This window comes from Streptomonospora sediminis, assembly GCF_054778995.1.
In genome coordinates, this window is the sequence record NZ_BAAGYZ010000128.1 from 103,873 (window position 1) to 126,914 (window position 23,042).

The 23,042-nt window shown below is 71.0% G+C and carries 18 protein-coding genes; 3 read left to right on the top strand and 15 right to left on the bottom strand.

Going from position 1 to position 23,042, the window contains the following annotated elements; translation table 11 throughout:
- Positions 1 to 3 precede the first annotated feature (3 nt).
- The 5 genes from ACYVD5_RS25590 to ACYVD5_RS25610 all read right to left on the bottom strand — a co-directional run bounded on the left by ACYVD5_RS25590 (position 4) and on the right by ACYVD5_RS25610 (position 4,474).
- The gene (locus ACYVD5_RS25590; RefSeq protein ID WP_461003704.1) at positions 4 to 921 is read right to left on the bottom strand and encodes an NRDE family protein; all 918 of its coding nucleotides are present in this window, start codon (positions 919 to 921) and stop codon (positions 4 to 6) included.
- A 159-nt stretch (positions 922 to 1,080) separates the two neighbouring features.
- Positions 1,081 to 1,824, bottom strand: coding sequence for an SCO1664 family protein (locus tag ACYVD5_RS25595; protein ID WP_461003705.1), 744 nt, complete (start codon positions 1,822 to 1,824; stop codon positions 1,081 to 1,083).
- 38 nt (positions 1,825 to 1,862) lie between these two features.
- The gene (locus ACYVD5_RS25600; RefSeq protein ID WP_461003706.1) at positions 1,863 to 2,441 is read right to left on the bottom strand and encodes a DUF3090 family protein; all 579 of its coding nucleotides are present in this window, start codon (positions 2,439 to 2,441) and stop codon (positions 1,863 to 1,865) included.
- A 70-nt stretch (positions 2,442 to 2,511) separates the two neighbouring features.
- Complete coding sequence (locus ACYVD5_RS25605; protein WP_461003707.1) at positions 2,512 to 3,297, bottom strand: histidine phosphatase family protein; 786 nt, start codon at positions 3,295 to 3,297, stop codon at positions 2,512 to 2,514.
- A 25-nt stretch (positions 3,298 to 3,322) separates the two neighbouring features.
- Positions 3,323 to 4,474, bottom strand: coding sequence for an undecaprenyl-diphosphate phosphatase (locus tag ACYVD5_RS25610; protein WP_461003708.1), 1,152 nt, complete (start codon positions 4,472 to 4,474; stop codon positions 3,323 to 3,325).
- A 405-nt stretch (positions 4,475 to 4,879) separates the two neighbouring features.
- On the opposite strand from ACYVD5_RS25610, the gene ACYVD5_RS25615 reads away from it, so the two are divergent.
- Complete coding sequence (locus ACYVD5_RS25615; RefSeq protein ID WP_461003709.1) at positions 4,880 to 5,839, top strand: aldo/keto reductase; 960 nt, start codon at positions 4,880 to 4,882, stop codon at positions 5,837 to 5,839.
- A gap of 566 nt (positions 5,840 to 6,405) precedes the next feature.
- On the top strand, positions 6,406 to 8,331 hold the full coding sequence (locus tag ACYVD5_RS25620; RefSeq protein WP_461003710.1) for a helix-hairpin-helix domain-containing protein: 1,926 nt from the start codon (positions 6,406 to 6,408) through the stop codon (positions 8,329 to 8,331).
- Positions 8,332 to 8,567: 236 nt separating this feature from the next.
- On the opposite strand, the gene ACYVD5_RS25625 is transcribed toward ACYVD5_RS25620, so the two are convergent.
- From ACYVD5_RS25625 to ACYVD5_RS25635, 3 genes are all read right to left on the bottom strand, one after another.
- Positions 8,568 to 9,329 carry an SDR family NAD(P)-dependent oxidoreductase gene (locus ACYVD5_RS25625; protein WP_461003720.1) on the bottom strand — a complete coding sequence of 254 codons (762 nt, stop codon included), beginning with the start codon at positions 9,327 to 9,329 and terminating at the stop codon, positions 8,568 to 8,570.
- Between the two features lie 144 nt (positions 9,330 to 9,473).
- Positions 9,474 to 10,238 (bottom strand): enoyl-ACP reductase FabI, encoded by a 765-nt coding sequence (gene fabI, locus ACYVD5_RS25630; RefSeq protein ID WP_461003711.1) that lies wholly within the window; start codon positions 10,236 to 10,238, stop codon positions 9,474 to 9,476.
- Positions 10,239 to 10,324: 86 nt separating this feature from the next.
- A complete protein-coding gene (locus tag ACYVD5_RS25635) occupies positions 10,325 to 11,029 on the bottom strand; it encodes a beta-ketoacyl-ACP reductase (RefSeq protein ID WP_461003712.1) in 705 nt (234 codons plus the stop codon).
- Positions 11,030 to 11,385: 356 nt separating this feature from the next.
- Here ACYVD5_RS25635 and ACYVD5_RS25640 point away from each other — a divergent pair, with 356 nt between their 5' ends.
- The gene (locus ACYVD5_RS25640; RefSeq protein WP_461003713.1) at positions 11,386 to 12,405 is read left to right on the top strand and encodes a glutathione S-transferase family protein; all 1,020 of its coding nucleotides are present in this window, start codon (positions 11,386 to 11,388) and stop codon (positions 12,403 to 12,405) included.
- On the opposite strand, the gene ACYVD5_RS25645 is transcribed toward ACYVD5_RS25640, so the two are convergent.
- From ACYVD5_RS25645 to ACYVD5_RS25675, 7 genes are all read right to left on the bottom strand, one after another.
- Positions 12,383 to 13,414: a phosphotransferase family protein gene (locus tag ACYVD5_RS25645; RefSeq protein WP_461003721.1), complete on the bottom strand. Its 1,032-nt coding sequence runs from the start codon at positions 13,412 to 13,414 to the stop codon at positions 12,383 to 12,385. The genes ACYVD5_RS25640 and ACYVD5_RS25645 overlap by 23 nt on opposite strands.
- Before the next feature lie 203 nt (positions 13,415 to 13,617).
- The gene (locus tag ACYVD5_RS25650) at positions 13,618 to 14,067 is read right to left on the bottom strand and encodes a universal stress protein (protein WP_461003714.1); all 450 of its coding nucleotides are present in this window, start codon (positions 14,065 to 14,067) and stop codon (positions 13,618 to 13,620) included.
- A complete protein-coding gene (locus tag ACYVD5_RS25655; protein ID WP_461003715.1) occupies positions 14,064 to 15,845 on the bottom strand; it encodes a BCCT family transporter in 1,782 nt (593 codons plus the stop codon). The genes ACYVD5_RS25650 and ACYVD5_RS25655 overlap by 4 nt, the downstream gene beginning before the upstream one ends.
- Positions 15,846 to 16,089: 244 nt before the next feature.
- Positions 16,090 to 19,644, bottom strand: a complete 3,555-nt coding sequence (gene dnaE / locus ACYVD5_RS25660) for a DNA polymerase III subunit alpha (RefSeq protein WP_461003716.1) — start codon at positions 19,642 to 19,644, stop codon at positions 16,090 to 16,092.
- A 154-nt stretch (positions 19,645 to 19,798) separates the two neighbouring features.
- Positions 19,799 to 20,458 carry a TetR/AcrR family transcriptional regulator gene (locus ACYVD5_RS25665; protein WP_461003722.1) on the bottom strand — a complete coding sequence of 220 codons (660 nt, stop codon included), beginning with the start codon at positions 20,456 to 20,458 and terminating at the stop codon, positions 19,799 to 19,801.
- A gap of 200 nt (positions 20,459 to 20,658) precedes the next feature.
- Complete coding sequence (locus ACYVD5_RS25670; protein WP_461003723.1) at positions 20,659 to 21,252, bottom strand: response regulator; 594 nt, start codon at positions 21,250 to 21,252, stop codon at positions 20,659 to 20,661.
- A 59-nt stretch (positions 21,253 to 21,311) separates the two neighbouring features.
- Positions 21,312 to 22,586 (bottom strand): sensor histidine kinase, encoded by a 1,275-nt coding sequence (locus ACYVD5_RS25675; RefSeq protein WP_461003717.1) that lies wholly within the window; start codon positions 22,584 to 22,586, stop codon positions 21,312 to 21,314.
- Between the last annotated feature and the right edge of the window lie 456 nt (positions 22,587 to 23,042).

The following is a 23,042-nucleotide window of genomic DNA, read 5'->3' on the forward strand; positions in this document are numbered from 1 at the left end:
TCGTCAGCGCAGGAGGCTCCAGGCGGCGGGATCGCCCGGTGCGGCGGTGAATGCGTAGCGCAGCCCGCCGCGGGTGCAGGCCACGAGCGTGATCGAGGAGGTCGCCCAGGCCCGCCCGTCGGCGAACTCCGCGCGGGCGATCAGCGAGGAGGGGTCGTCGGTACGCGGGCCGAACCCGTCGGTGCGGACACTGCCGCGCGCCGCCTCGTCGAGCAGGGCGGGCCACTCGCCCCAGATCTTCTGCACGGAGTCGGCCCCGGCCGCCTCGGCCGCCCCGGGTTCGGGGCGGGTGCGGGCGAACTCCGGGCCGTGGCGGCGGGCGCGCGGGGCGTCGGTGTCGCGGCCGGAGTTGACCAGAACGGTGACTCCGGCGGCCAGCCGCGTCTCGCTCAGCCCGGTCCCGTCCCACGAGTGCAGCACCGCCCGGTCGGGGTCGGCGATGAGCAGGTGGAAAGGGTCGTAGTGCAGCGCTTCGCCGGTGCCGAGGGTGAACTCGCCGCTCGCCGCGGCCGCCAGCGGCAGCCGGCCCCGGCTGTAGCGGGTGGTGCCGGAGGGCACGGTGGTGCCCGGCAGGTCGGCGGCAGATGCGGGGGCGGGCACGCGGGGAGCGGAACCTGGGGATGCCGATTGAGGAGGGCGGGTGGTGGCCGGCGGAAGCCCGTTCAGCAGCGCCGCCACGCGCGGGCCGCCCGCAGCGGCGGTGCCGGCTCCCGCCCCGGACGCGTCGGCGGCCGCACCGGGATCGCGCGCCGCCAGCCAGGTGCCGCCCTCGCGGGTGTCGCGGCCGCCGATCAGGTCCGGGTAGGCGTCCCAGTGCGCCGCCGGGGGCTGCCAGGCGCGGTCGCGCATTTCGTCGCGCAGCGCCGCCACCACCAGCGGCGTTTCGGCCCCGGGGTCGAAACCGACGATCACGGTGCACATACCGCCTCCAGTCGCCCGGACGACGCACCCGCGGGCTGCGGGGCCGTCCGCATACCCCGACCAACGCACCCGTACCACCGCGGGTTCCGGACCCGCCGCGGTTTCGGTCCGGCCCCGTGCACCGCGGCGCCGGGGCCGACCGCTCCCCCGCCGGTGCGGCTACACCGGCGGCCAGGGAACGGCGGGCCAGTCGGGCGAAGGGTAAGGGTGGACCTTGTGGTGCAGCAGCAGCTCGACGCGGCGCAACACGGCGTAGGCCTCGGGCCCGGTGAGGTGGCGCTCCAGTTCGGCGGCCACCGGGGCGCCGGGGTCGCGCAGGCGCTCCTCCAACCGGGCCAGCCCGGCCATTGCATCGGCGGTGAGCGGTTCGCCCTGCCACTGCCACAGCACGGTGCGCAGTTTGTAGTCCTCGGCAAAGGAGACGCCGTGGTCGCAGCCGTAGAGGTGGCCGGCCGGGGTGGGCAGCAGGTGCCCGATCTTGCGGTCGGAATTGTTGATGACCGCGTCGAAGACGGCCATGCGGCGCAGGCCCGCGTGCCCGGTGTCGCGAGCGAGCGCGACCAGGTCGACGCTGGTGTCGCCGTCGATCCACAACTGCACCATGCCTTCGCCGAAGGGGCCGTCGCGGTGGACGGTCGGCGGCACGATGTCCCAGCCCAGCGCGTCGGAGACGGCGAAGGCGGAGAGTTCGCGGCCGGCGAGCGTGCCATCGGGGAAGTCCCACAGCGGCCGCTCGCCGGCGACGGGCTTGTAGACGCAACCGGCCTCGGCACCGCCCAGGGTGACGGTGCAGTACAGCGTGGCGTTGGACGCCTCGGTCAACCGCCCCACCGGCTGCAGGTCGCCGGTGCCGAGCAACTCCAGGGCGTCGGCGGTCGACAACCCCTCGAACGACGCGGTCATGGCCCCCGTCCTCTTCGCGGTCCGTTTGCTGCGTCTGCTCAGATACCGCTGCCGCTGGGCTTGTACCCGTTCTGGCGCGGACAGATGTGCCCATTGGGGTCGAGTGGCTGACCGCACAGCGGGCAGTTGGGGCGGCCCGCGGCAACCACCTTCATCGCCCGGCCGGCGAAGGCGCGCGCGGCGCCCGCGGTCAGGTGGACCCGCAGCACGTCGCGGCCTTCCGGCGCGTCCTCGGCAAAGACCTCGACCTCGGTTTCGGACTCGCCTTCGGCTTCGGACTCCTCGACCTGCTGGGCCTCGATGATCACCCGCGCGGATTCGGCGTCCCAGGCAAGGGCGAGCGTGCCCACCCGGAAGTCCTCCTCGATGGGCTGCTCCAGCGGGGCGTCGTCGGCCGCACTCGGATCGGCGGCTTCGAGCGGCTCGCCGAAGCGCTGGCGCACCTCCTCCAGCAGCTCCTCAATGCGCTCGGCCAGCGCTGATACCTGGGATTTCTCCACAACGGCGCTGGTGACCCGGCCACCGCCGGTGGCCTGTAGGAAGAAGGTGCGGTCCCCCGGCTGCCCCACCGTTCCGGCGACGAAGCGGTCTGGGGGGTCGTATTCGAACACGGACATGCCATGAACCCTAGAGGATCGCGCTCTGCCTCGCGATTCGCAGGCCGGAGGCGGCCGGTTCCAGGCCGGGCTAACGGGCCGCGGCGGGGCGGGCGCCTCCGGCTCCGCCGCCCACCGCGGCATCGCCGGAAGCCTGCTCGGGTTCGGGCACCAACCCGGCCACCGAGCCGCCGACGTCGTTGAGCCGTACGACGAACGGCCGCGTGCTGGTGTAGCGCACCGCGGTGAGCGAACACGGGTCGGCCTGGACCCGCTGGAACTGGTCCAGGTGCAGACCGAGCGCGTCGGCGGCCACCGCCTTGATCACATCGCCGTGGCTGCACACGACATAGACGGGATTGGCCGCGACCGCGGTCAGCCGGCTGTTCCAGTCGCGCACGGCGGCCACCGCGCGGGCCGACATCTGGCCCAGCCCCTCGCCGCCGGGGAAACGGGCGGCGCTCGGGTGGGCCTGGACGGTGCGCCACAGCGGTTCGCCAGCCAGGTCGGTGAGCTTGCGGCCGGTCCAGGAGCCGTAATCGCACTCGATGAACCGGTCGTCGGTGACCACCTCGCCCCCGGCGGCCGCGGCGATCGCGCCCGCCGTCTCCTGGCAGCGCTCCAGCGGGCTGGAGACGATCGCCGCGATCTCCAGCCCGCTCAGCCGCCGGGCGAGGTCCGCGGCCTGGGCCCGGCCCCGCTCGTCCAGGTGCACACCCGGGCTGCGGCCCGTGAGGGTGCTACCGGTGGATTCGGTCAGCCCGTGCCGGACCAGGAGCAGAGTGGCGACCGGTTCCGGCGTCGGCTGGTCCTCCCGGCCCGGTTCGGGCCGCGGTTGCTGCGACGGCTGGTGCTGCTGCGAAGAAGGGGTGCCCATTGGCGCAACCTTATCGGCCGCCCGGTTACTGCGCGGCCCCCTGGGCGTCGGCCTGCGGGTCGTAGGGCTGTCCGGTGTAGGGGTCGATGGGCAGTCCGCTCTCGGGGTCGATCTGCACGTTCTCGCCGGTGTCGGGGTCGCGGTGCTGACCGGTCTGCGGGTCCTGGGCAAGCCCGGTCTCCGGGTCGATGGGCCAGCCGGTGTCGGGGTCGGTGCTGGGCTGGGCCGAAGGGCTGGCGGAGGGCTCCGGGCTCGGTTCCGAGTCGGACTCCTGCTGCTTGTTGCCGTCCTGGCCGCCCTGTTCACCCTGCTCGCTCTGCTCGGCGACCGGGGTCGTCTCGTTGCCGACCTCGCCGCCGCCGGGCTCAATCACGTTGAAGCTGACCAGCACCAGGATGAGCACGCCCAGCGCGCAGCGGTAGTACACGAAGGGCATGAAGCTGTGCGTGGAGATGAAGCGCATCAGCCAGGCGATGACGGCGTAGCCGATGGCGAAGGCGACCGCTGTGCCCACGATGGTGGCCGTCCATCCGGCGTACTCGTTGTCGCCGATGTCGGTGAGTTTGTAGAGGCCGGAGGCGAACACGGCCGGCATGGCCAGCAGGAACGCGTACTCGGCGGCGTCTGCGCGCTTGAAGCCCAGCAGCATGCCGCCGGTGACGGTGGCGCCCGAACGCGAGACACCGGGGATCAGGGCGAGGGTCTGGAACAGGCCGTAGACCAGGCCGCGGGTGACCGTCAGGTCGGTGAGGGTGCGGTGCTTGCGGGTGTAGCGGTCGGCCAGGCCCAGGATCACGCCGAAGATGATGAGGGTGAGCGCGATCAGCCGCAGGTCGCGGAAGAGGCTGTCGATCTGCTCTTCCAGGGTCAGACCCACGATGCCGATGGGGATGGTGCCGATGATGACGTACCAGCCCATCCGGGCGTTCATGTCGCGGCGCAGTTCGCTCTTGAACAGCGACTGCGTCCACATGGAAAGGATCGCCCAGATGCGCTTGCGGAAGTAGATCAGCACGGCCAACTCGGTACCGATCTGGCTGACCGCGGTGAAAGCGGTCCCAGGATCAGGCCAACCCAGGAACGCGGATACCACCCGCAGATGGCCGCTGGAGGAAATCGGCAGGAATTCGGTCAGCCCTTGGACGATGCCAAGGATGATTGCCTCGAATATGGACACGGCGGGATCGGCTCCTGGTTGTTTTCGGTTGCGTGCGGCAGGCTCCAACGCCCTGGCATTCGCGGTCCCGGTGGGCGAAGGCCGCGACCAGCCGTGGGAGCGGGCACGACCGGGCGCCCGCACGCAGGCGAGCAGGCGGCAGCGTCTTCACCGCCGAGGGCGAAGGGACGCTTTTCCGCGCAACGTGCGGGGGGCAGACCACGGCAGCCTACTGGGATCGCAGGAGTCACGAAATCCGGACGGCACCACCGCCGCCCTGCGGCGGACCGCAAGGCGGGCTCCGAGCGGCGACCGGGCAACCGCCCCGGAAACCGCACCCCCGATTCCGCCGTGACTCTGGGTGACCTCGGATTCCCGCGGTGCGGGGCAGCATCATTGACACCGTTACCAGGTAATCTCCGCGCCATGGAACAGCGACAGGTGGGTGGATCGGGGCTGTGGGTCTCTCGCACTGCTCTAGGCACGATGACCTGGGGAAAGGACACCCAGGAAGAGGAAGCCGCCGATCAGCTCACCGCGTTTGTGGACGCCGGCGGCACTCTCATCGACACAGCCGATATCTACGGTGGAGGACAGAGCGAACGCATTGTCGGGCGGCTTGTGAACGGGGTCGTGCGCCGCGACGATGTGATCATCGCCACCAAGTCCGGGCACACACCCCAGGGCTACCGGCCCAGCGACCTGTCGCGCCGCCACCTCCTCGCGGCCCTTGAGTCGTCACTGCGCCGGCTGCGCACCGACCACATCGACCTGTGGCAACTCCACGTCCGCGACCCGCACACCCCGGTGGAGGAAACCCTTGCGGCGCTGGAGGCCGCCCAACGCGCGGGCAAGGTCCGCTACGCCGGCACCGGCGACTTCACCGCCTGGCAGTTCGCCACCTACGCCGCCTGGCAGCGCGCGTCCGCCGGCTTGGCCGGGGCACCGATCGTCACCGCCGGTTGCGAGTACTCCCTGCTGAACCGGGCCCCCGAACGCGACCTGCTGCCCGCCGCGGCCGACCACGGCGCGGGCCTGATCGCCTGGTCGCCGCTGGGACGCGGAGTGCTCAGCGCCCAATACCGCAACGGGATCCCCAGCGAATCGCGGGCGGCGCGCCAGCACATGGCGTCCTACGTCGAGCCGTACCTGGACGAACGCAGCAGGCGCATCGTCGAATCGGTATGCACCGCCGCCGAGGGCCTGGGCGTGTCGCCACTGGCGGTGGCCCTGAGCTGGGTACGCGACCGCACCGGCGTCGCATCCGCCACGGTCGGCCCCCGCACACCCGCCCAGTTGGAGGAGATCCTCTCCATGGAGAACGTGGAACTCCCCAGGGAGATCCGCGACGCCCTGGACGACGCCTCGTCGGCGCCGAGTCCGTAGGGGTGGGGCGCGGGGTCGGAGGCCATAGGGCGGGAGGGCCGGAGGCCCGCAGACGGGCGCCGGGCGAACGCCGGCGCCGCCGGAACGAGCACGCGGGCACCGCGCCCGGCCCCCACCCAAAACCCCGCGGCCATCCCCGCACAGCGGGGAGCAAGGTATCAACGGGTGACCATCGACCCCCGGATCCAGGACCAACCCCGCGAGGGAGCGGGGACACCGTCCTGCATCTGCTACCCGTACCCGCGTGTGCGGGGAGCACCAAGAGCACACGGGTTGCCGCCGGGTGCCTCGCGGGACCATCCCCGCGCCCGCGGGGAGCACTCAACGACCTGGGGGTTTATCCGGCCATCCCCCAGATCCCATTCACTTCTGCGGTACTGGACGAACGGCACGAGCGTATTTCATTAGGCATCGGCCATGTAAGGCGATCCGCTCACCTCTGTGGACTCTGTGGATGTTCGCGTTCAGGAGTCGCCGGGCCTCGCTAAGCTCCGAGGGACGCAATACGCCATTGGAGAGGACCCTTCGCCATGCCCGCCTCGTCCGGATCCGAGGTGCCGTCGGTTGTGCCGTCTGTTGCAGAAGCCGGGGGTGACGCTGTTGAGCGGGCCCGGGAGGCTCTGGAGCGGATGGGGGCGCCGGCTTCGTTGGCGGAGCCGCTGGTGGCGGCGTTGGGGTTTGGGGCGGGGGCCGAGGTTTCCGCTGATCCTTGGCGGTTGCTGGCCGTCGGCGGGGTGACCCCCGAGCAGGCCGACTTCTGTGCGCGGCGGGCGCTGGGTGACGACGCCTCTCCCGACGATCCGCGCCGCGGCCGGGCGCTGGTGGCGCATCTGCTGCGGCGGGCGGCGCGCGAGGGACACACCGCGCTGGAGGAACAGCGCCTGACCGCGGCCCTGCGTTCGATGGGTGTGCGCTCGGCCGAACCCGCCCTTTCCGCGGCGCTCGACGACGGCGACGTCATGCTCTTCGAGATGTTCGACGAACCCGACGACGACTTCGACGGCGAAGATCCGGGCGATCCCGGCGAACTCCCCGACCCCGACCGCTGGTACGGCCTGACCCGCCTGGGTCTGGCGGAGCAGGACCTCGGCGAGGGCCTGGTCCGGCTCAGCGGCACGAGCGAGCCGATCATGGACTCCGCCACCGCCGCCGAGACCGTCGAGGCCGCCGCCGCACACATGGGCGCCGACGCCGCCGCCATCGACCCGCGCACCACCGCGGCCATGGTCACGGTCGCACTGCGCGGCGTCTGCGTGCTCGAACACGGCGCGGGATCCGAGATACCCATCACGCACACGCTCATCTGCGCCGCTGCCATTGCCACCGACAGCGAGGTCGGCATCGCGCTGGCGGCGCCCACCGCCCAGGCCGCGGCCGAGCTCAACGCCGCCCTCGCCGACCTTGGCGGCGCCGCCGGCGGTGCCGAGGTCGTGCCGCTGGCGGCCCTGCTGGAGACCCGCTCCCCCGGTGTGCACGGCCGCAGCGCCGAACGGCCGATCGAGGCCGGGCTCGTGGTGGTCGCGGGCGCCATGTGGCTGGACGTCGACCGCGCCGCTGCGCTGGTCGACGCCTGCGCCGACGGCACCCACCTCGTGTTCCTCTCCGACCCGGCGCAGGCCCCCTCTGCGGCGGCCGGAAGTGTGGTCTCCGACCTGGTCGCCTCGCGCACGGTGCACATCGCCGCGCTGCCGCAGGGACCCGACGCCGGGCCGCTGGCGCATACGGCGGGACAGGTGGCCGCCGGGGAACTGGCGGAGTCCGGTTCCCCCGACCGCGAGGTGGTGGTCGTGCCGGCCGATTCCGGCGCCGCCGCAGCGCACCGCGCGATACAGCTGGTCACCGACTCGATCCCCCGCGCCTTGGAGATCCCCGCCGAGCAGGTGCAGATCGTCACGGCCACGCGGGGCGGCGACGCCGGCGCCGACGCGCTGAACACCGCGTGCAAGCAGCGCTTCAACCCCGGTCCGGGCGCCTATAACGGGCTGGACGCCGGCGACCGGGTGCTCATCACCGCCGACGGTCCCGGCTGCGCCGCCGGCGACATCGGCTACCTGCGTGTCGCAGAGGCGAATCCGGCCCCGGACACGGAGCCGGCCACGGCTCCGACCCCGGACGCGGAGGCGGAAACCGCTCCCGGCACCACCGCAGCCGCCGAGACCGCCACTGAAGGTTCCGCCGGTTCCGCCGGCAGTACCGGCCTTGTTGTAGAGCTACCCGGCGGTGCGGTGTGCCCGGTGGCCGACCCGGCGCGGCTGCGGGCGGGTTGGGCGGTCACGGTGGCGGCCGCGCACGGCGGCCGCTGGCCCGCGGTCGTGGCGGTGTTCCCGCCGGAGTCGCGCGCATCGCGGCCGCAGGTTTACACCGCGGCCACCACGGCGCGCCGCCACCTGTCGATCGTGCAGGGCGCGGGCCCCGCGCTGGCCGAGGCGGTACGCGACAACGCCGCCCTCCCCCGCTACACGCGCCTGACCCAGGTCCTGCGCGAGGGCTGATCCGCAAACCACCATGCAGTTAGGCCGTGACCTGGGCCGGGATCACGGCATAACTGCATGATCGTCGCCGCACACCGCCTAGAAACGGACATAACAAACCACACGGGCACCCGCTGCCCTCGGTGCCGCTTTTGTCCCCAGACCGCCCGCTGCCCGGCCGCGGACAAGGCCGCACAGCGGACCGTTGCCGCCACCACCACCCCGACCGCCCGACCGCCCGACCGGCGAAGCGTCACTCACACCTGGTCGAGGAACCCGCCGTCGACGACCAGGTTGGCTCCCGTGATGAACGACGCCGCGGGGGCGGCGAGGAAGGCTACGGCGCGGGCGACCTCTTCCGGGCGGCCGAGGCGGCCCATGGGGATGCTTTCGCGGATGCTGTTGTAGAAGTCGGGGTCGGAGCCGCGGCGCCGGGCCCAGCCGCCTCCCTCGAACTCGATCGGGCCGGGCGAGACCGTGTTCACCCGGATTCCGTGGGGCGGCAGGGTGCGTCCGAGCGCGGCTGCGTGGTGGTTCAGCGCGGCCTTGACCGCGCCGTAGGCCTTGGCGCCCGAGGGGGCGCCGACGTGCAGCGCGGAGGTGGTGGAAATGAGCACGATCGCCCCGCCGCGCTCGGAGGCCTCCAAGTGGGGGCGCGCTTCCTCGGCCATGGTCACAAAGGGCAGGATGTCGGTGCTGAAGCCGCGTTCCCACTGCCCGGGCGTTGCCGCGCTGCCCGCGGAGACGTTGGACACCAGGACGTCGATGCCGCCCAACCGCTCGGCGGAACGGTTCAGGAATCCGCGCAGCGCCTCGGTGTCGGCGACGTCGACCGCCTCTTCGACCACGGTGCCGCCACTGCTGCGCAGCTGTTCGGCGGCTCGCTGCAAGGGCTCTGCCGAGCGGGCGCACAGTGCCAGGTCGGCGCCCTCTTCGGCGAAGGTGTGCGCGATGGCCCGGCCGATTCCGCGGCTGGCTCCGGTGACGACGACCCGGGCACCGTGCAGTCCGAGATCCATGGTGGCGGTCCCTTCTCGTTGCGTGGCTGCTGATTGCATGCCTGCTCGATACGGCCCGTGGGGCCCATCCTCCTCCGGACGCGAACGCGGGCGCCCTCCCGCGTGGAGAGGGCGCCCGCGTTGCGTCGTTCGGCGCGTGGCAGTCTACGCGCCCGTGGAGTGGAATCCCCCGTCGACGTGCACGGTCTCGCCGGTGGTCGCCGGGAACCAGTCCGACAGCAGCGCGAGGGCGGCGCGTGCGGCCGGCTCGGGGTTGGTGGTGTCCCAGCCCAGCGGCGCGCGCTGCGGCCAGGCGTCGGCCAGCTCGTCGAAGCCGGGGATGCTGCGCGCGGCCATGGTGCGCAGCGGCCCGGCCGCCACCAGGTTGACCCGGACGCCGCTCTCGCCGAGGTAGCGGGCGAGGTAGCGGGCGGTGGAGGTCAGCCCGGCCTTGGCCACACCCATCCAGTCGTAGACGGGGAAGGACAGCTTGCTGTCGAAGTCCAAGGCCACGATGGACCCGCCGTCCTTCATCAGCGGCAGCAGCGCCATGGACAGCGACTTCAGCGAGAACGTGGAGGTGTGCACGGCGGTGGCGACGTCCTCCCACGTGGCGTTGAGGAAGTTGCCGCCCATCGCGTCCTTCGGGGTGAAGCCGATGGAGTGCACAATGCCGTCGATGCCGTCGACGTGCTCGCGGACGCGGTCGGCGAGGCTGGACAGGTGCTCTTCGTCGGTGACGTCGAGTTCCAGCACCGGCGGCGTCTCGGGCAGGCGCTGGGCGATCCGCTCGACGAGGGAGAGCCGGCCGTATCCGGTGAGGATGACGGTGGCACCCTGCTCCTGGCACATGCGTGCGATGTGGTACGCGATCGAGCTGTCGGTGATCACCCCGGTGACGAGGATGCGCTTGCCCTCAAGGATTCCCATGGAAGTCTGATGTCCTGTTCTGTTCGGTCGGTTGTAGGGGCGTGTCTCGGGGGGCAGGCAGTCGGTATGCGCGGTGCGCTGCGGTATCAGTGGCCCATGCCCAGGCCGCCGTCGACCGGGATGACGGCACCGGTGATGTAGCCCGCGTCCTCGCTGCCGATGAACCGCACCGCCTTTGCGATGTCCTCGGCACTGCCGAACCGGCCCAGCGGCACGTTCCGCTTGATCTCGGCCTGGCGGTCCTCACCGAGTTCGTCGGTCATGGCGGTCTCGACGAAGCCGGGCGCGACCACGTTGACGGTGATCCCGCGCGAGCCCAGTTCGCGGGCAAGGGAACGGGCGAGCCCGACGAGGCCGGCCTTGGACGCCGCGTAGTTGGTCTGTCCGCCCGAGCCGAGCAGGCCCACCACCGAGGAGATCAGTACAATGCGGCCGCTGCGGCGGCGGATCATGCCGCGCACCGAGCGTTTGGCCACGCGGAAGGCGCCGGTGAGGTTGGTGTCGAGCACGGAGGAGAAGTCGTCCTCGCTCATCATGGCCAGCAGAGTGTCCTTGTTGATGCCGGCGTTGGCCACCAGCACCTCAACGGGCCCCTGCTCCTCTTCGACCTTCTTGAAGGCGGCGTCGACCTGGGCGCTGTCGGTGATGTCGCAGTTGACGCCCAGCAGTCCTTCAGGGGGTTCGCCGGAGCGGTAGGTCACCGCGACCTGGTCCCCGGCTGCGGACAGCTCGCGGGCGATGGCCAGTCCGATCCCCCGGTTGCCGCCGGTGACCAATGCCGATCGGGACATTTCGTGCTCCTCCGTGCGCCGACAGGCGCGTTCGCGACCATGGACTGAATGAACAGCAGCGTATCGAGCTACCGGGCGGTAAGTGGAACCGGAGCTGCAACGCCCCCGCCTTCCGGTACCCGCCGCGCGCGCTGTACCGGCGGCACCCGCCTGCCGGCGGCGCGCACGGCACCTGACCCGCCGCTGCGTGCGCGCGCCATCGTGGCAGCCGCGCGCCCGCAGCGCACACCGGCCGGGCGGCGGCGCAACAGCCCGGTACCGACGCGCGCGGCGGGGGTAGGGGTAGGCACGTAGTCAGAACGCACGCGCCCCGCCCGGCCGGATCGAGAAGCCGCCATCGCAGCAGGAGGCCCGCTGTGCAGACCCCAATCGTCGCCACCCCTGTCGACTTCGCCACCTACGGCGACTACGGGGAGCAGATGACCAAGCCGGCGGGAACCGCGTTCCAGCGGCCGGCCTATCCCTTCCGCGGCCGCATCGGCAGCGCGGAGTTCCCCGCCGAGTCCGGCCGGTACCACCTTTATGCCTCCTACGCGTGCCCGTGGTCGCAGCGCGCCCTGATCGTGCGCAAGCTCAACGGGTTGGAGCACGCGGTGTCGGTGGGGATCACCGACCCGGTGCGCGACGGCCGCGGCTGGGCCTTCCGCGAAGGCCCCGGCCACGGACCCGACATGGTGGGGCGTTTCGCCCTGCTGCGCGAGGTCTACGAGGCCACCGAGCCCGGCTACGACGGCCACATCTCGGTACCGGTGCTGTGGGACAGCGCCACCCGCCGCATCGTCAGCAACAACTTCCCCGACATCACCGCCGACCTCAACGCCTGCTTCAACGCCTGGGCCGAACGCGACGTGGAACTGTACCCGGCTGAGCTGCGCAGCGAGATCGACGCGCTCGGCGAACGCATCTACCCCGCGGTGAACAACGGGGTCTACCGCTGCGGTTTCGCTCCGACGCAGGAGGCCTACGACACAGCGGTGGACGAACTGTTCACCGCGCTCAGCGAACTGGAGGACCGCCTGGCCACCCGCCGCTTCCTCACCGGCGACCACATCACAGCGGCCGACGTGCGGCTGTGGGTGACCCTGGCCCGGTTCGACACGGTCTATTACACGCACTTCAAGACGAACGTGCAGCGGCTGGTCGACTTTCCCAACCTATGGGGCTATACCCGCGATCTGCACGCCCTGCCGGCCTTCCGCCAGACCACCGACTTCGACCACATCCGGCGCCATTACTACATCACCCACGGCGCGCTGAACCCCAAACGCATCGTCGCGGCCGGGCCGCGGCCGGACTTCGGTGCCCCGCACGACCGGGCGCGGCTGAGCGGGGGCGGCCCGCAGGCGCCGGTGTTCAGTCGCCGCTCAGGTACCTGAGCCCGCCGTCGACCAACCGCGGCACGACCTCGCCGATGCGGTCGAAGTCGTCGCCGACCGTCTGCCCCTGGCTGTGCCGGAAGTGGATGCCCTCCAGGATCACCGCGAGTTTGAAAAAGGCCAGGCCCACGTACCAGTCCAGGTCCGAGACGTCGCGGCCGGAGCCGCGGGCGTAGCGGGCGATGATCTCGTCGGCGTCGGGGTAGCCTTCGGCCGCGTGGGCGTCGCTCACGCCGGGGCTCGCGGCCAGTGCGGCGCTGCTGTAGGTGATGATCAGCGCCACGTCGGTCAACGGGTCGCCCAGGGTGGACATCTCCCAGTCCAGCACCGCGTTGATCCGGTCGTCGGCGCCGATGAGCAGGTTGTCCAGGCGGTAGTCGCCGTGGATGACGGCCGGTTCGGGCGAGGTCGGGACCGCGGCGCCCAGGCGCTGCTGCAAGGTGTCGATACCGGGCAGTTCGCGGCTGCGCGAGGCCGCAAGCTGTTTGCTCCAGCGGCGCAGTTGGCGTTCCAGGAAGCCTTCGGGCCGCCCGAAGTCGGCCAGCCCCGCACTTGCGGGGTCGACGGCGTGCAGCGCGACCAGGGTGTCGATCATCGACGCGGCGATGCCGCCGGTGCGTTCAGGGCCCAGCGCGTCGAGTTCGGCGGCACTGCGGTAGGGCACGCCCGCCACGTGCTCCATGACGTAGAAGGGGGCGCCGATGACGTCGCTGTCCTGGCACAGCAGCAGGGTTTCGGGCACCGGTACGGCGGTGCCGGCCAGTCCGCTGATGACCCGGTGCTCGCGGCCCATGTCGTGGGCGGTGGGCAGCACGTGGCCCAACGGCGGCCGGCGCACCACCCAGCGGCCGCTGCCGTCGGTGACGGTGTAGGTGAGGTTGGAGCGGCCTCCGGCGATGACCTCGCCCGCGAGCGGGCCGCTGAGCAGGCCGGGGCGCTCGGCCTCCAGGTACCGCGCCAACCGGTTCAGGTCCAGCCCCGGCGGATTCGCCACGCTCGTGTCGCCCATGCGCTCCCCCACGCTCTGCTCCTCGCCGGACGCCGGCGGCGGCGCGGCTCCCGCGGCGGGTGGTGCGCGCTGCCGGCGGCCCTGCTGATCCGTCGAACGCGCATCAACATACCATCCGGTCGGTTTCCGGGGGTCCGCCCCCGGACAGGGCCGCGGCCCGCCCGGAGCGGCCCGGAGCGGCCCGGTCGGCTCGCGGCTCGCCCTCAGGCCAGCGGACCGCGGGCGATCAGCACCGAGCAGTGCGCCCGGCGCGCCACCTGCTCGCTGACGACGGTGGGGCGCAGGTCGCGGAAGACTCCTACACGGCGCGAACCGATGCACATCAGGTCGTAGTCGGCGGAGCGCTCGATCAGCGTGCGGGCGGTGTTGGCGGCGCACAGCACGACCCGGTTGACCTCGACGCCGGAGGTATCGATGTCGATGCCGTCCAACCAGGTGTCCAGCGCCTTCTGCGCCCGCCGCTGGACGACGGCGGGGTCGCCGCGGTCGAGGTCCCTGCGCGGCTGGCTGGGGAACGCCGCAACCGGTTCCGTCGCCCGGTAGACATAGACGACGTCGACGCTCCCGCCGTGGGCCCGCGCCTCCGCCACCGCGGCGCGCAGGGCCAGTTCCGAGGCTCGCGCGGCGTCGATGGCGACGGCGATGCGCATCATGCTCCCCCTTCGTCCTCGGCGTTGCCGGAGCCGGGACCGGAGCCGCGGCCCCGCCCGTTCCCGCCGCCGCTGGCGTTCCCGCCGCCGGTGCTTTCACCGCCGGTGCACTCGTGGTCGGCGCCCTCCGCGCCCTGGGCCTCCGGTGTGCTCGGCGCCGCGTTCCCGCCGCCGGTGTCACCGCCCGTGTCCCGGCCGGTGCCGCCATCGCTCGAACCCATGATCGGGTTCTCGCCCACCTCGCTCATCGACACGCCGCGGCTCTCGGCACGCAGCGCCTTCCACAGGCCCAGCATCACCAGCAGCAGCACGACCGTGAAGGGCAGCCCGGTCGTCAGCGCCCCGGCCCGCAGCGCCGACAACCCGCCCGCCAGCAGCAGCACGGCGGCGATACCGCCTTCGAGCAGTGCCCAGAACACCCGGGTGGCCGTCGGCGGGTGCGCGTTGCCGCCCGAGCTGATGATGTCGATCACGAAGGAGCCGGAGTCGGAGCTGGTCACGAAGAAGAACACGATGATCAGCCCCACCAGCACCGTGGTCACGGTCGGCAGCGGCAACTGCTCCAGCAGCGCGAACAGCGCGAAGGAGTAGTCGGGGTTGGCAAAGGTGTCGCTGAGCAGGTCGGCCTTGTCGGTGAGCTCCATGTTCAAGGCGGTGTTGCCCAGCACGGTGAACCACAGGAAGGACAGCAGGGCGGGGACGATCAGCACGCCCGAGACGAACTCGCGGATGGTGCGCCCGCGGGAGATGCGGGCGATGAACATGCCCACGAACGGCGACCACGAGATCCACCAGGCCCAGTAGAACAGGGTCCAGGAGCTGAGCCAGGAGGCCACCTGCGGGTCGTGGGAGTAGGTGCCCGTCCAGAACATGGTGGGCAGAGCCTCGCCGAGGTAGGCGCCGATGTTCTCCAGGTAGGCCGCAAGCAGCAGCACCGTGGGGCCGGCGACCGCCAGGAACGCCAGCAGCACGCCGGCCAGGATCAGGTTGGTCTGGCTGAGGAGCCGGATGCCCTTGTCCAGTCCGGACACCACCGACACCGTTGCCATCAGCGTGATCACGGCGATGAGTCCGACCTGGATCATCGGGCTCTGCTGGATGTCCAGCACGTAGTTGAGCGCGGCGTTGACCTGCAGTACGCCCAGCCCCAGCGATGTTGCAACACCGAACAGCGTGCCCAGCACCGCCAGCACGTCGACGGCGTGGCCGATGGGACCGTGGATCCGCTCGCCGATGACCGGGTAGAGCGCGGAGCGCACCGTAAGCGGCAGTCCGTGGCGGAACCCGAAGTAGGCCAGTGCCAGGCCGATGACGGCGTAGACCGCCCAGGGGCCCAGGCCCCAGTGGTGGAACACCAGCACCATGGCGTCGCGCGCGGCTTGTTCGGTCTCAGGTGGGGCGCGCGGGGCGCGGGCGTAGTGCACCAGTGGTTCGGCCACGCCGTAGAAGACCAGTCCGATACCCATGCCCGCGCTGAAGAGCATGGCGAACCACGCCAGGTAGCTGTAGTCGGGGCGGCTGCCGTCGGGACCGAGCCGGACGCGGCCGTGCGGACCGGCGATCAGGTAGATGCAGAAGACGATGAAGACCGCGACCGCGCCGACCATCAGCCAGTCGAAGTTGTGGGTGATACCCGCCAGCAGGACGTCGTTGAGGACATAGGCCGCCGTGTCGGTGAACACGGCACCGAAGACCACGAAGGCCAGCGCAAGCAGCGCCGCGGTGAAGAACACCGGCGGCTCGACCTCGCGGATCAGACTCCGGAAGGGCCGTGGTGGCATCGGGCGCGCCCCCTAGTCCGGCCGCCGCCCGGCGCCGGCCGGTGGCCCGCGGCCGCGCCCGCCGGCGAGTGCCTGGCGGATATGGTCATCAGCGGCCGGCAGCCGCTCACGGCTGCGGCTGCCCGCGGCGCGCCGGGTAAAACGCCGAACCGTGCGGCACCGGCCCGCCGCGGGCGCAGCGGAGGAGGCAGGCACAGCGGGCGGTGGGGGCGCCGGGGTCGGGCCGCCGGCGCCCCCGGGAAGGTCAGTAGGTGACCGCCTCGGCTCCCAGCAGCGACTTCAGGTCGCCGGCCAGTTCCGGGCCAACGCGCACCGGATAGCCCGGAACTTCGTAGACGCGCGACTTGACCGGGGTGTCGACGCGGATGGTCAGCGGGGTCTCGCCGCGGTTGGCCTTGAGCACTTGCTTGAGCTCGTCGATGAGGTCGGGGCTGATCCGCTGCTCCTGCACGGTCAGCAGCATGGGCGGCGGGCCTTCGGAGACGTGGCTGATGTCGAGCGGGGTGAGTTCCATCGCCTGGATGGAGTATTCGCCCTCGCGTTCCTTTACCCGGCCCTTGACCGAAACGGCGGTGTCCTCTTCGAGGACTTCGGAGTAGAGCGTGTAGGCCTCGGCGAAGAACAGCACGTCGATGCTGGCGTCGAGGTCTTCGATGTTGACCTTGGCCCAGGGGTTGCCCGACTGCTTGCTGACCCGGCGCTCCACGCTGGAGATCAGCCCGGCCACCTGTACCTCGGAGCGGTCGCGGCGTTCGCCGTTGTTGATGTCGAGGATGGAGGCGTCGCTGGAGCGGGCGAGGATGCGTTCGGCGCCGGCCAGCGGGTGGCTGGAGACGTACAGGCCCAGCATCTCGCGTTCAAAGGCCAGTTTGGTCTTGCGGTCCCATTCCTTGTCGGACCAGGTGATGTCGAGCCCGATCGGTCCGGATTCGGCTTCGTCGGCGCCGCCGAACAGGTCGAACTGGCCGTGGGCCTCTTGTTTCTTCGCCGAGATCATGGCGTCGACGGCGTGTTCGTGGTGGTTGAACAGGTCCATGCGCGGCTGGCCGAAACTGTCGAAGGCGCCGGCCTTGACCAGTGATTCCACCACGCGCTTGTTGCACGCGGCGAGCTCGATCTTGGAGACGAAGTCGACGAAGGAGGTGAACTCGCCTTTGGCCTTGCGCGTGTTCATGATGGATTCGACGACGTTGCCGCCGACGTTGCGCACCGCACCCATGCCGAAGCGGATGTCGGCGCCGACGGCCGAGAACCGCAGGCCGGACTCGTTGACGTCGGGCGGCAGCACCTGGATGCCCATCTTGCGGCATTCGGCGAGGTAGACCGCCATCTTGTCCTTGTCGCCGCTGACGGAGGTGAGCAGCGCCGCCATGTAGGAGGCGGGGTGGTTGGCCTTGAGGTAGGCGGTGCGGAACGACAGGATGGCGTAGCCGGCGGCGTGGGACTTGTTGAAGGCGTAGCCCGAGAACGGGAGCATGACCTCCCACAGGGTGTTGATGGCCTCCTGCGAGAACCCGCGTTCCAACATGCCGGCGTTGAACTTGGTGTACTCCTTCTCCAGGGCCTCTTTTTTCTTCTTGCCCATGGCCCGGCGCATGAGGTCGGCGCCGCCCAGCGAATAGCCGGCCATCTGCTGGGCGATGGCCATGATCTGCTCCTGGTAGACCAGCACGTGGTAGGTCTCGGACAGGATGGGGTCGAGCGCCTCGTAGAGCTCGGGGTGGATGGACGTGATGTCCTGGCGCCCGTTGGAGCGGTCGGCGTAGTCGTTGTGGGCGTTGGCGGCCATCGGGCCCGGCCGGTACAGGGCGTTGACGGCGACGATGTCGGAGAACGCGGTGGGCTGCATGCGGCGCAGCAGCGCCCGCATGGCCGTACCGTCGAGCTGGAACACGCCCAGGGTGTCGCCGCGCGCCAGGAGTTCGTAGGTCTTGGGGTCGTCGAAGCCGACTTGGGACCAGTCGATGTCGACGCCCTCGTTGGATTTCACGTTCTGGATGGCGTCGTCGATGATCGTAAGGTTGCGCAGCCCCAGGAAGTCCATCTTGAGCAGGCCCATTTCCTCGCACTGCGGGAATGGGAACCCGGTGATGATGGCGCCGTCGGTGTCGCGCTTGTGCAGCGGCACCACGTCCAGCAGCGGCTCGGCCGAGAGGATGACCCCGGCCGCGTGCACGCCGGTGCCGCGGGTGAGCCCCTCGATGCCGCGCGCGGTCTCCATGACCTTCTTGATCTGGGGGTCTTTTTCCATCAGGGTGCGCAGTTCGACAGCCTCGGCGTAGCGCTCGGCGGAGTCGTCCTCGACCTCCGCCAGTGCGATCTCCTTGCCGCCCACCGGCGGCGGGAACGCCTTGGTGATCTGGTCGCCCAGCGCATAGGGCAGCCCGTGGATGCGGGTGGAGTCCTTGACCGCGGCCTTGGCCTTGATGGTGCCGAAGGTGAGGATCTGGGCGACGCGTTCCTCGCCGTAGAGCTCGGTGACGTATTCGATCATCTCGCCGCGCCGGCGCTCGTCGAAGTCGAGGTCGATATCGGGCATGGTGACGCGTTCGGGGTTGAGGAACCGCTCGAACAGCAGCCCGTGCTCAAGGGGATCGAGGTCGGTGATGCCGAGCACGTAGGCGACCATGGATCCGGCGGCCGACCCGCGGCCCGGGCCCAGCGCGATCCCGTTTTTGCGGGCGTGCTGGCAGATGTCGGAGACCACCAGGAAGTAGGCCGGGAAGCCCATCTCGTTGATGATGTCGAGTTCGCGGTCGATGCGTTCGCGCACGGGGGTACTGGTGCCGTTGGGGTAACGCGTGGGCGTGAGGCGATCGATCTCCTTGCGCAGCCACGACGCCTGGGTTTCGCCCTCGGGGACGCTGAACTTGGGCATCAGATCGCGCGAGGCGAAGACCTCGTCGTAGGCGCCGTCCTCGACATAGTCGGCGACCAGCAGCGTGTTGCGGCAGCCCTGGGCCCATTCGTCCAGGCTGAGCAGGGCGCGCATTTCGTCGGCGGTCTTGATGTAGTAGCCGTCGCCGTTGAACTTGAACCGGGCGGGGTCATCGAGGTTCTTGCCCACGCCCACCGCCAGCAGGGCGTCGTGGGCCTGGGCCTGGTCCTTGGTGACGTAGTGGGAGTCGTTGGTGACCAGCGGAGGCAGGTCGAGCTGGCGGCCGACCCGCAGCAGGCCGTCGCGGACGTCGCGTTCGATGCCGATGCCGTGGTCCATCAGCTCCAGGAACACGCTGTCCTTGCCGAAGATGTCCTGCAGCTGGGCTGCGTAGGCGACCGCCTCTTTTTCCTGGCCCAGCCGCAGCCGGGTCTGCACCCCGCCAGAGGGGCAGCCGGTGGAGACCATGATGCCCTCGGAGTACTGCGCCATGAGTTCGAGGTCCATCCGCGGCTTGCCGTAGTAGCCCTCGGTACTGGCCAGCGACGACATGCGGAACAGGTTGCGCAGGCCGACGGCGTTGCGCGCCCACATGGTCATGTGCAGGTAGCGGCCGCCGCCGGAGATGTCCTTGCCGCCCTCGGTGTTTTCGTCGGAGTCGCCGCGGCCCCAGCGCACCCGCTTCTTGTGGAACCGGGATTCCGGCGCCACATAGGCCTCGATGCCGATGATGGGTTTGACGCCCGAGCCCTTGGACTGCTCCCAGAACTCATAGGCACCGAACATGTTGCCGTGGTCGGTCATGGCGACTGCGGGCATCTGCAGTCTGGCCGCCTCGGCAAAGAGCGGCTTGAGTTTGGCGGCACCGTCCAGCATCGAGTACTCGGTGTGGACGTGCAGGTGGACGAAAGGGTCAGCCACGGTCGCGAACCTCTAACCAAAGACAGAACTAGCCGGAAACATGTGACTCCTGAGACTAGTCCTGCCACACGCGCCGACCAACCCGCACAGCCGTACCTGTGGACGGTGGGTGCGGTGCGGTTGTGCGCCGTGTTCCGGTGTGCCGGCCTGCGTGTCAGCCCGTGCCGGGGTCCGGGCGCAGCGCGTCCAGGAGCAGGCGGGCATAGTGCGCGCCGATCTCCTGGGGGCTGAGCTCGCCCTCGGGGCGGTACCAGGTGCTGAGGTGGTGCACGCTGCCGAAGTAGAAGTCGACCACGATGTCGGCGGGCACGCGCGAGGTGAAGACTCCCTCGTCCTGTCCCTCGGTGATCAGGGAGCGGAACAGCTCGTGGTAGCGGCGGCGCTCGTCGCGCACCTCGCGCTGCTTGTCGGCGCTGAGCTGGTGCAGCGACCGGAAGGAGATGGTGGCGTCGTCGAGGTTGTCGATGGTGCTGACCACGACGTCGGCGGCGGCGTGCTCGACCCGCTCGGCCACCGGGCCCTCCTGGCGGGCGATCTCGGCGAGCCGGGACATCTGCAAGCGCAGCACCCGGGCGTAGACCTCGGCGAGCAGGTCGTCCTTGGAGTCGAAGTAGTGGTACATCGCCCCCTTGGTGACCTTCGCCGTGTCGACGATCTCCTGCACGGAGGTGCGGTCGAAGCCTTTCTCGGCGAACAGGCGGGTGGCGACGGCCAGCAGCCGCCGCGGCACCGAGGGCTCGGCCGACTCGGCGGACTCGGCGCCCCGGCGGGCGGGCCGGGGGCCGGCGGGTTCAGCGGCGGCCACGGCCGGCATCCCCATGCCCCCCTGGGTGCGAACGGCCACGGAATTCGGCCTTTCTCGGATCTTGGACGGCGGATGTGTGCGATCGTGTGTCGCCCGGAGCACCGGTTCTGGGGTCTCCGGGGCAATACCACCACACAATAGACGTACAACCGGGTCCGGTGCCGGTGAGCCCGCTCACCGGATCCGGACGGCCCCGGCGCGCACAGCGGTCACGCCCAGCCGGCGTCATGGGCGAGAATGGCCGCCTGCACCCGGTTGCCCATCTTCAGCTTGGCCAGGATGCTGCTGACATGGGCCTTGACGGTGGCCTCGCGCATGCCCAGGCTCCGCCCCGCTTCGGCGTTGGACATGCCCCGCGCGATCGCGACGAGCACGTCGCGCTCGCGGTCGCTGAGCACCTCCAGGCGCCGCGCCGCGTCGGCCGCGGTGCCGGCGGCCGAGACCGCGAAACGCTCCAGCATGCGTTTGGTGATGCTGGGCGCCAGCATCGCGTTGCCGTCCTCGATGGTGCGCACTGCGGTGATGAGGTCGCGCGGCGGGGTGTCCTTGAGTAGGAAGCCCACCGCGCCGGCGCGCAGCGCCCGGTGGACGTACTCGTCCAGGTCGAAGGTGGTCAGCAGCACCACCTTGGGCGGGCGCGGCAGCGACGCCATGGCAGCGGCCGCGGTCAGCCCGTCGGTGCCGGGCATGCGGATGTCCAGCAGCACCACATCGGGTTCGACCCGTGCGGCCAGCTCCACGGCCTCTTGGCCGTCGCTCGCCTCGCCCACCACTTCGATGTCCTCGGCCGAGTCGAGGATCATCCGCAGCCCGGAACGCACCAGCTGTTCGTCGTCGACCAGGACGGTACGGATCGGCCCGCTCACGGAGCCGCCTCCGCCGGGCCGCGGCCGGCCGGTACCGCGGGCAGCACCGCGCCGACCCGCCATCCGCCGTCCAGACGCGGGCCGGTCTGCAGGCTGCCTCCGGCCAGGGTGACGCGTTCGCGCAGCCCCGCGAGCCCGTAGCCGCTGCCCGGCGGCGGGTTGGTGGGCGCGGCGGCGGGCGGGTCGTTCTCCACGGTGATCTCCAAGGCGTCGGGCCGGTGTTCCAGGTGCACCCGCACCTTCGCGCCGGGGGCGTGCTTGGCGGCGTTGGTCAGGGCTTCCTGGACGATGCGGTAGGCGCTGCGCTCGGTCTGGGCCGACAGCGCGGCAGGGGTACCGCCGGTGCTGTCGTCGACGGGCATGCCGACCGCGCGCCAGTCGCCGATGAGGCGGGCCAGATCGGCCAGCTCCGGCTGCGGTGCGGTCGGTGCGCCCGCCTCAGGGGCGTCGCGCAGCACACCGAGGATCTCACGGAGTTCGGCCAGCGCGTCGCGGCCGGTGTTGCGGATCAGGGCGGCGCTGTCGCTGGTGCGCTCGTCGGGCGCCGAGACCTCCAGCCCGCCGGCGTGCAGCACCATCAGGCTGACCCGGTGGGCCACGACGTCGTGCATCTCGCGGGCGATGCGGGTGCGCTCGGCCGAGATGGCATGCTCGGCGAGCAGGTGCTGTTCGCGCTCCAGCCGTTCGGCGCGTTCGCGCAGGTTGGCGATGAGCATGCGGCGGGTGCCGATCCACAGCCCCACCGACAGCGGCAGTCCGTAGATCATGAGGAGCAGGAAGACCGCTTGGCCGGACGAGAAGCCGTCGAACGGAGTGTAGACCGCCACGAAGCACAACGACAGCACCGCGGTCCACAGCACCAGCCGCCGGCGGTTGTCGAACCACGCCGCATAGCTGAACAGGGCCAGCGCGGCGAGCCCGAAGTCGCCGTAGCCGATCAGCGCGGCCGCCGCCGCCCACAGCAGCAGCGTGGGCCGGGTGCGGCGGCACAGCACCGCGACCGAGACGACCGTGGCCACCGCCAGACCTCCGCATGCGGCGAAGAGCGCTGTGGGCACGATCAGCCCCAGCGCCGCCAGGCCCGCCGCGGCCAGCTTGAGCACAATCAGCGCGCCCGGCCCGACCACCAGCATCAGGCCCGTCCACGGTAGGAAGGCCGCCAACAGCAGCCAGTCGGCGACCTGGTGGCGGCGCGCCCACAGGCCGGCCCGGCGCGAGCCCGGCCGCGCCCAGGAGGTGCCCGGTGGAGGTGCTGCCCGATCATTGGCCATGGTGCCGGAGTCTATGCCGATCCCAAGCGGGAAAACGGCGCCGACCTGCAACGCTGCAGGGCCCCAACGAAGGTCGATGCGCGCGCTGCGGCCCTGATGACCGCGGTGCCGCCGCGCCCGGGACAGCGGATGCGGCGGCGCCGGGACCGCCCCGGCCCCGACGAAAGTGGGTGCCCCGGATCCGACCGAAGTGCGCACGCGCTCTCTGCGGAGGCGCCTTTCGCCGCCGCGGATCTGGCTACCGCGGGCGAGGACCCGGCCGTGCGTGCGGCCATAGCGTTGCCGAGTGCGGCGCTGCGGGACCGGCCACCGAGCCGGAAACCGGCGGTTCCGCCCCGAGAACACGAATGACCGGCACCACACCCCCACCACCATCGAGTCTGGAGAATCCACGTGAGCCAGAGTCCGGCCTGGGCCACCGCCCCGGCACCCCGGCACACCGACACCCCGCCCGTC

Coding starts and splice junctions, on each gene's coding strand:
- ACYVD5_RS25635 (WP_461003712.1), bottom strand. CDS start 11,029: ATGTCCCGATCGGCATTGGTCACCGGCGGCAACCGGGGGATCGGACTG.
- ACYVD5_RS25605 (WP_461003707.1), bottom strand. CDS start 3,297: ATGGGCACCCCTTCTTCGCAGCAGCACCAGCCGTCGCAGCAACCGCGG.
- ACYVD5_RS25675 (WP_461003717.1), bottom strand. CDS start 22,586: ATGGCCAATGATCGGGCAGCACCTCCACCGGGCACCTCCTGGGCGCGG.
- ACYVD5_RS25595 (WP_461003705.1), bottom strand. CDS start 1,824: ATGACCGCGTCGTTCGAGGGGTTGTCGACCGCCGACGCCCTGGAGTTG.
- ACYVD5_RS25590 (WP_461003704.1), bottom strand. CDS start 921: ATGTGCACCGTGATCGTCGGTTTCGACCCCGGGGCCGAAACGCCGCTG.
- ACYVD5_RS25615 (WP_461003709.1), top strand. CDS start 4,880: ATGGAACAGCGACAGGTGGGTGGATCGGGGCTGTGGGTCTCTCGCACT.
- ACYVD5_RS25665 (WP_461003722.1), bottom strand. CDS start 20,458: ATGCCGGCCGTGGCCGCCGCTGAACCCGCCGGCCCCCGGCCCGCCCGC.
- ACYVD5_RS25670 (WP_461003723.1), bottom strand. CDS start 21,252: ATGATCCTCGACTCGGCCGAGGACATCGAAGTGGTGGGCGAGGCGAGC.
- ACYVD5_RS25625 (WP_461003720.1), bottom strand. CDS start 9,329: ATGGATCTCGGACTGCACGGTGCCCGGGTCGTCGTCACCGGAGCCAGC.
- ACYVD5_RS25645 (WP_461003721.1), bottom strand. CDS start 13,414: ATGGGCGACACGAGCGTGGCGAATCCGCCGGGGCTGGACCTGAACCGG.
- fabI (WP_461003711.1), bottom strand. CDS start 10,238: ATGGGAATCCTTGAGGGCAAGCGCATCCTCGTCACCGGGGTGATCACC.
- ACYVD5_RS25600 (WP_461003706.1), bottom strand. CDS start 2,441: ATGTCCGTGTTCGAATACGACCCCCCAGACCGCTTCGTCGCCGGAACG.
- ACYVD5_RS25655 (WP_461003715.1), bottom strand. CDS start 15,845: ATGCCACCACGGCCCTTCCGGAGTCTGATCCGCGAGGTCGAGCCGCCG.
- ACYVD5_RS25650 (WP_461003714.1), bottom strand. CDS start 14,067: ATGATGCGCATCGCCGTCGCCATCGACGCCGCGCGAGCCTCGGAACTG.